1 pseudogene is annotated in these 353 nt (G+C 46.7%); it reads right to left on the minus strand.

Annotation, left to right across the window (positions count from 1 at the left end):
• Window positions 1–77 precede the first annotated feature (77 nt).
• Window positions 78–353, minus strand: a pseudogene (locus tag R7190_RS27435) (hypothetical protein); the annotation flags it as partial.

Below are 353 nucleotides of genomic sequence, written 5' to 3' on the forward strand. Positions count from 1 at the left end.
TCCAACTAATCCAATGAAAAACACCTCGTATTGAACGAGGTGTTTTTGTCTTTGCGTATCTCTTTTTGTCTATCCAATTAACGCGCGACTGCGCCACCTAAGGTCAGATTCTTTGGCCACTTGGTTATCTTATTGCCACCCAAAAAGATGTTGCCTTTTACCGTCATGGTGTCGGGCAACTCGGTTAGGGCCGAACCACCAATGTAGAGGTTGCCATCGACCACTAACCCTTCTGGTAGCGCTTTCAGTGGCGTTCGGATCACACTCAAATCACCTTTTACTCGAAGTTTTGCCGGAAGTGTTTTTAACGGAGTATCGGTCAGGTTCAAATACCCACCCAGCGTTACCCCTTT

The sequence above is a fragment of the Vibrio sp. 1078-1 genome, from assembly GCF_033340475.1.